Genomic DNA, 6,278 nt, shown 5'->3' on the forward strand with positions numbered 1-6,278 from the left:
TTGTAGTAGCGGTAGATCTCCTCCTCCTCGGCCGGGGAGAGGTGCTGGTCCGCGTCCACGTTCGGGGCGTCCTTGACGACGTCCTTGGTGTAGGGGAGCACGAGGCGGTCGCCGTCCTGCCGGGCGCCGTCGGCGGGGACGAAGCTCTCCTTGGTGCCGAACAGACCGGTGTTGACGGTCACGAAGGTGACTTCCTCGGTGTTGTCGTCCAGGAAGACCTGCTCGATCTTGCCGATCTTGTCGCCGTCCGACCCGTAGGCGGTGGCGGAGAGAAGGGCGTTGACGTCGTAGGTGGCCATGAAATCTCCTTTGGGTAATTCGCGTGGCACGAACTCACGGGCGGAAGCCCGGCGCAGACGGTATCCGCCGGTGGGCGGGGTGATGCATTCGGCTGCTGCCTCTCACCCTACTGATAGCCAGCCTGCTGATCAATGGTCTCACCAAAAGTTGAAGCTCTGTGTGGCCCGGGATGAGCATGCGGTCCCTTGCCGCCGCAGCCGAGACGGGGTGGTGTTGTTGAGGTCGTCTCACAAGGTCGATACCCACGGGGAACGCCTCCGCACCGTCATGGCTGGCGGCGCGGAGGCGACAACCTCGCCGCGGAGTAACGGCAGGCTCCCGGGGTGCCGGCACCGTCGTGCCCGACCGTGCGATCACCCCGTACGCCGACCACTGCGGCCAGCGTAAGTATGAAGCTACTGATAGAAAACATGCTTGTCACTGTGCTCGTGGTCCCGTGCCTGGGATTCCTTCAGGCGGGTCGCGCCCTGTATCCGGGATGCGATCACTGCCTCAGGACCGTACGGACAACTCCCGATCGGACCGGCGACGGCACGGGCCCAGGCGAGCTCTCATTCGTTGCTTTACATATGGCCCGGTTAGCGGCCGGTCCTCCATGTCGGCCGTTGGGCGTCTGGCATCCATGTGCTCCACGGATTTCCGTCACAACGGTGGAGCGTGCCTTCAAAAAAGGTCTTCGTCAGTGCTTTTCTGGGGTGGCTGGGGGTGGGTGCTGGAAGATGCGGTTCTCGTCGGTGGAGAACATTCTCCGTTCGCCGGTTCCCAGTTCTCGGGCCCACACCACGTGGAGGAGTGGCATGGTCTCCTCGACGAGTCCGCGGTAGTAGAGGTCACCGACAAGGTGGACGTCGATGCGATCACCTGCCTGCAGCACGGTGCAGTCCTCCACGAGGACTGGGACTGGGCCGGGGACGGGGTCGGGGCTGGTCATGGTGGCGGTGCCTTTCGTCGGCGCCTATGGGCTGGGGTGCGGCCTCGGGGTGGTCAGCCGGGACGCGGTGAGCACATGCTGGGTGGTCGTCCCGATCTGGTGCGCTCAGTGGTGCGGTATCGACGCGGGGTGTTCTCGGCCTGGAACGCGTATGGGTCCCCCACGGCGGAGGCCGGTCGCGGCCGGCTGGAGCCGGAGGTTTTGGAGGTGTCCGTCAGCAGTCGGGCAGGGTGGGTCTGGGGTGGCTCGTGCACGCGGTCCCGTGCTGGTGGCACCGTTCGGTGCGCGGGGGTCAGGAGTCCTGGGTGGTGCGGGAGTCTGGGGGCCGCTCTTTAGCGGTGATCGCTGAGTTCGAAGAACCAGATGATGTGGTGGCGCAGGGCTTCGGCGGCGTCTGTGCCTCGGCGCTGCTGGAAGGCTTCCAGGATGTTCTTGTGCTGTTCCTGGAGGGTGTGGCGTACCTGCGGCCAGGCCGCCAGGCCGGCGACGGTCTCCTGGACGTAGCCGATGGTGGCCTGGCGCAGCGAGGCCATGATCGTCTCGACCACCACGTTGCCGGCCAGGGAGGCGAGCAGGATGTGGAACTGCGCGTCGTGGGCGTGGAAGCGCTCATCCGGCAGGTCCGGGTCGTCCATGGCGGCCACCAGTTCGGTGGCCTGGTCGAGTATCGCGGTGCGCTCGGGGGTGTCCGGGGCGGTGGCGGCTTCGTGGGCGGACTGGGTTTCGAGCAGCAGCCGGGTCTGCACCAGATCGCTGATGCGCAAGGACCGGTTGGCCACGTGCATCCGCAGCGCCCAGCCGAGGGCGGCCGAGGGGTCTGAGATGACGATCGCCCCGGCGTTGGGCCCGGACCCGGTGGAGGAGCGGACCAGGCCCATGGCGTCGAGGACCCGGAATGCTTCGCGGACCGAGGCGCGGGAAATCCCGAACTCCTCGGCCAGGTGGCGCTCTGCGGGCAGTCTGTCGCCCACCGAGATCTCGCCCGAGCGCAGTCGTTCTTCGAGCCAGTCGAGGACGAGGGTGTAGGTGCGTGTGGGCGCGGGCACGAGGGGCTCCTGGAGGGTAGATGGGGAACCGAACCATTCTAGAGAGACCTCGGGGGCTGCACCCGACTGGATCAGTCGGGTGCAGCCCCCGGGGTGCAGCAGGCGTGGGGCCGGCGCCGGTCATGAGCCCGGCCTCACGTGCCGGGCTCAGACCCGGAGTTCGTTCTTGGTGGGGGCGTCCTGGCGCCACAGCCGGGCGGCGATGAGGGCCAGTCCGGCGATGAGGGCCACCAGCATGATGGTGCCCAGGTTCAGGCCCACCCCATGGATGAACAGGTAGGCGATCGCGCCGCCGGCGAGGCAGTAGTAGGTGGTGACGATGATGGTCTTGCGCAGCAGATCACCTTCACGCCCGAGCAGGCCCACGGTGGCGGAGGCGGCCACGATGTTGTGGATCGCGATCGGGTTGCCACCGGCCCCACCCACGGCCTGGGCGGCCACGACGAGTTCGGGGCGGTCCAGGCCGATCGCGGCGCCGGTGGAGAACTGGAACTGGGAGAACGTCAGGTTCGACACGGTGTTCGATCCGGCCACGAAGGCACCCAGTGCGCCGATCCAGGGGGCGATCACGGGCCAGGAGCTGCCCGAGATCGCGGCGGCGCCCTCGGCGAGGGTGACCGGCATGCTGGAGAGCCCGGACTCGTTGAGGGCCGGGCCGGACTGGATGAGGACCCTGACCAGGGGCACGGCGAAGAGCAGGGCGGCGGCGGTGCCGGCGAGCTGGCCGGCGGAGATTTTGAGGGTCTGGGCGATCTCGCGGGAGTTCATCCGGTGCAGCAGGTAGGCGAAGGCCGAGGCGAGGATCAGCACGAAGCCGGGAAGGTAGAAGGGTTGGACGGTGGTGGTGATCTCGGTGCCCAGGATGTTCTCGAAGGGGATGGCCAGACCGGTCAGCCATTCCTTCAGCGGGGCGATGACGCGGGTGGCCACCAGCAGCCCCGCCATCAGGGCGTAGGGGGCCCAGGCGCGGACCGTGCTCATGTGCGTGGAGACGTCGGTGGCCTCGGCCGGTTCGATAGTGCCCATCCAGCGGGTGGGCCAGTCGGCGCGGGGGCCGAACTGGAAGGTGTCCTTGGGCATGAGGAAGCCCTTGCTGGAGGTGAACATCACCAGCACCATGCCGAGGAGCCCACCGAACATCGAGGGGAACTCGGGGCCGAGGAAGCGGGCCACCAGCACGTAGGGGACGGTCATGGCCAGGGAGGCGTACACGGCGAAGGGCCACACGGCGAGTCCGTCGCGGAAGCGCCGGTCGGGGCCGAAGAACCCGGTGAGCAGGGTGACGAGGATCAGCGGGATGAGGATGCCCACGATGGCGTGGATGGCCGCGGTGTAGAAGCCGATCGAGTTGATGAACTCGGGCATGGTCACACCCAGGACCTCGACGCGCTGAGCGACCGCGGGGTCCCCGCCCAGGCCGTTGGCGACCCCGACGAGGATGGGGGTGCCGACCGCTCCGAAGCTGACCGGGGTGGACTGGACGATGAGGCCGATCATGACGGCGGCCATCGCGGGGAAGCCCATGGCCAGCAGCAGCGGGGCCACGACCGCGGCGGTGGTGCCGAAGCCAGAGACGCCCTCGATGAAGGAGCCGAAGAGCCAGCCGATGATGATGGCCTGGATCCGCCGGTCGGCGGAGATGTTGTTGAAGCCGGCGCGGATGGTGGCCATGGCCCCGCCCACGGTGAGGGTGGCGAGCAGCAGCAGGGCGCCGAAGACGATGTACAGCATCGTGACGGCCACGATCAGGCCCTCCAGGGTGGCGGCCAGCACCCCGGTGAAGCTCATCTGCCACACCACCAGGGCCACGATGACGGCGGCGAGGTAGCCCACCGGCATCGCGAACTTCGCCGGCCAGCGGAAACCGGCCAACAGCACACCCACCAACAGCAGGGGCAGCAGAGCCAACAGGCTCAGGACAGCGAGATTGTCCATGGACAGATCCTTTCTGGGCCCTGCCCCGCAGGATCACGGGTGACGGGGCGGGCCGGGGGCGTGGTACGGGCTGGGTCAAAGTTTCCGGGACGCGACGCGCAGCTCGTGCCGGCCCCAGTGGCCTCGATGCGCCTTTCGATGAGTTCCGGAAAAGCAGCACAGACCTTGGTGTCTGTCGGGTGGTCGGTCGTGTTCTCCGCACCCCAGTGCGGGAAGAACCAGACATGCCATCACCGTATGGTCGGACCACAATGGTCTGACCACGAAGAGTACATGACCCAGGTCACACCACCAACCCTTCGGCGCAATGTTTTCGCCGCCTGCCGCCCTGGTTGTGTGGTGCGGCTCATAGTCCTACTATGGTCAGACCACAGGTGGTGCGGTGTTCTCGCATCGACCCTTTTTCTTCTTCTTTCGTCCTTGTTCTCCTGTCCCCCGGAGGTCCCATGAGAATCGCCCTGTTCGCCACGTGCATCGTGGACGCGATGTATCCGCGGGTCGCGCTGGCCACCGTGCGGGTGCTCGAGCGGCTCGGCCACGAGGTGGTGTTCCCGCCCGGCCAGGGCTGCTGCTCCCAGATGCACGTCAACAGCGGCTACTTCGACGACGCCCTGCCCGTGGTCCGCAACCACGTGCAGGCCTTCTCCGCCGCGGACTACGACGTGGCCGTGGCGCCGTCGGGCTCCTGCGTCGCCTCCCTGGGCCACCAGCAGCCGATGATCGCCCGCGCCGGCGGGGACGAGGAGCTGGCGGCGGCCGCCGCAGCCGTCGCAGGGAACACCTACGAGCTCTCGCAGCTGCTGACCGACGTGCTCGGCGTGCGCGACGCGGCCGCGCAGCTCGGCTCCTGGTTCCCCCACCGGGTCACCTATCACCCGTCCTGCCACGGGATGCGGCTGCTGCGCCTGGGGGACCGGCAGAAGGACCTGGTCGCCTCGGTCGGCGGTCTCGACCTCGTGGAGCTGCCCGACGCCGAGGAGTGCTGCGGCTTCGGCGGGACCTTCTCCTTCAAGAACCCGGACGTCTCCGCCGCGATGGCCGAGGAGAAGATCGACAACATCGTCTCCACCGGGGCCGAGCTGTGCACCGGGGGGGACGCCTCCTGCCTGATGCACCTGGGCGGGGCCATGGCCCGCCGGGGAACGGGTGCGGGCACCGTCCACTTCGCCGAGATCCTCGCGTCCACCCGCGAGAACCCGCTGGAGGTCTCCGGACCGGTCGAGCTGTCGATCCCGAAGAGCAGGGGGCGGGGTGGGTGCACGTCGGCGCGTTCCTCGGCCGCGGGTCCTGCGAGTCCGGCTTCCTTGTCCGTTTCGTCCCACACCACCGGAGGCGCCCGATGACCCGTCGTATTGCACTGGGGATGCCTGCTGTGCGTCCCGTCCACGGGCAGGGGAATCTGCACGCGTCCACCGCGTTCCCCGCCGCGGCGAAGGCCGAGATGGGCAACACGCAGATGCGCGCCAACATCCGCCACGCCACCCACACGATCCGCGGCAAGCGCGCCGCGGTGGCCGGGGAGCTCCCCGACTGGGAGGAGCTGCGCTCGGCCGGCTCCGCGCTCAAGGAGCAGGTCATGGCGGACCTGCCGCACCTGCTCGAGGAGTTCGAGGCCAACTTCACGGCCCGCGGCGGCACCGTGCACTGGGCGCGCGACGCCGAGGAGGCCAACCGGATCGTCACCGAGCTCGTGCAGGCCACCGGGTCCACCGACGTCATCAAGATCAAGTCCATGGCCACCCAGGAGATCGGCCTCGAGGCCCACCTCGAGGAGCACGGGATCACCGCCACAGAGACCGACCTCGCCGAACTGATCGTCCAGCTCGCCCACGACAAGCCCTCGCACATCCTGGTCCCGGCCATCCACCGCAATCGTGATGAGGTGCGGGAGATCTTCCGGAAGGGGATGCCGGAGACGGATGATTCCTTGACCAGTGAGCCGCGCGACCTCGCCGAGGCCGCCCGCACCCATCTGCGGGAGAAGTTCCTCGCCACCTCCGTGGCGGTGTCCGGGGCGAACTTCGGCGTGGCCTCCACCGGGACGCTGACCGTGGTGGAGTCCGAGG

General features: G+C 68.2%; 6 protein-coding genes. 2 read left to right on the top strand and 4 right to left on the bottom strand.

The genetic code is table 11. The annotated features are described in order from the left end of the window. From BJF77_RS00225 to BJF77_RS00240, 4 genes are all read right to left on the bottom strand, one after another. Window positions 1–299 (bottom strand): PRC-barrel domain-containing protein (locus BJF77_RS00225; RefSeq protein WP_139318357.1); only part of this gene is annotated, 299 nt, incomplete at its 3' end. A 680-nt stretch (window positions 300–979) separates the two neighbouring features. Continuing rightward, entirely contained in the window at window positions 980–1,231 is a 252-nt protein-coding gene (locus BJF77_RS00230; protein ID WP_075870941.1) for a hypothetical protein, read from the bottom strand. Between the two features lie 332 nt (window positions 1,232–1,563). Beyond that, a complete protein-coding gene (locus BJF77_RS00235) occupies window positions 1,564–2,277 on the bottom strand; it encodes a FadR/GntR family transcriptional regulator (protein ID WP_075870942.1) in 714 nt (237 codons plus the stop codon). A 147-nt stretch (window positions 2,278–2,424) separates the two neighbouring features. Then, window positions 2,425–4,212 carry an L-lactate permease gene (locus BJF77_RS00240; RefSeq protein ID WP_075870943.1) on the bottom strand — a complete coding sequence of 596 codons (1,788 nt, stop codon included), beginning with the start codon at window positions 4,210–4,212 and terminating at the stop codon, window positions 2,425–2,427. Between the two features lie 446 nt (window positions 4,213–4,658). Between BJF77_RS00240 and BJF77_RS00245 the strand changes: the two genes are divergently transcribed. Together BJF77_RS00245 and BJF77_RS00250 are read left to right on the top strand one after the other, a co-directional pair. Then, entirely contained in the window at window positions 4,659–5,555 is an 897-nt protein-coding gene (locus BJF77_RS00245; RefSeq protein ID WP_075870944.1) for a (Fe-S)-binding protein, read from the top strand. A gap of 20 nt (window positions 5,556–5,575) precedes the next feature. After that, window positions 5,576–6,278 (top strand): LUD domain-containing protein (locus tag BJF77_RS00250; RefSeq protein ID WP_369821333.1); only part of this gene is annotated, 703 nt, incomplete at its 3' end.

The sequence above is a fragment of the Kocuria sp. CNJ-770 genome (assembly GCF_001942375.1).
In the GTDB taxonomy this organism is placed as follows: domain Bacteria; phylum Actinomycetota; class Actinomycetes; order Actinomycetales; family Micrococcaceae; genus Kocuria; species Kocuria oceani.

Excerpts from the sequence above, each read along its gene's own strand:
- BJF77_RS00245 (WP_075870944.1), top strand. The coding sequence starts at position 4,659 with ATGAGAATCGCCCTGTTCGCCACGTGCATCGTGGACGCGATGTATCCG.
- BJF77_RS00240 (WP_075870943.1), bottom strand. The coding sequence starts at position 4,212 with ATGGACAATCTCGCTGTCCTGAGCCTGTTGGCTCTGCTGCCCCTGCTG.
- BJF77_RS00230 (WP_075870941.1), bottom strand. The coding sequence starts at position 1,231 with ATGACCAGCCCCGACCCCGTCCCCGGCCCAGTCCCAGTCCTCGTGGAG.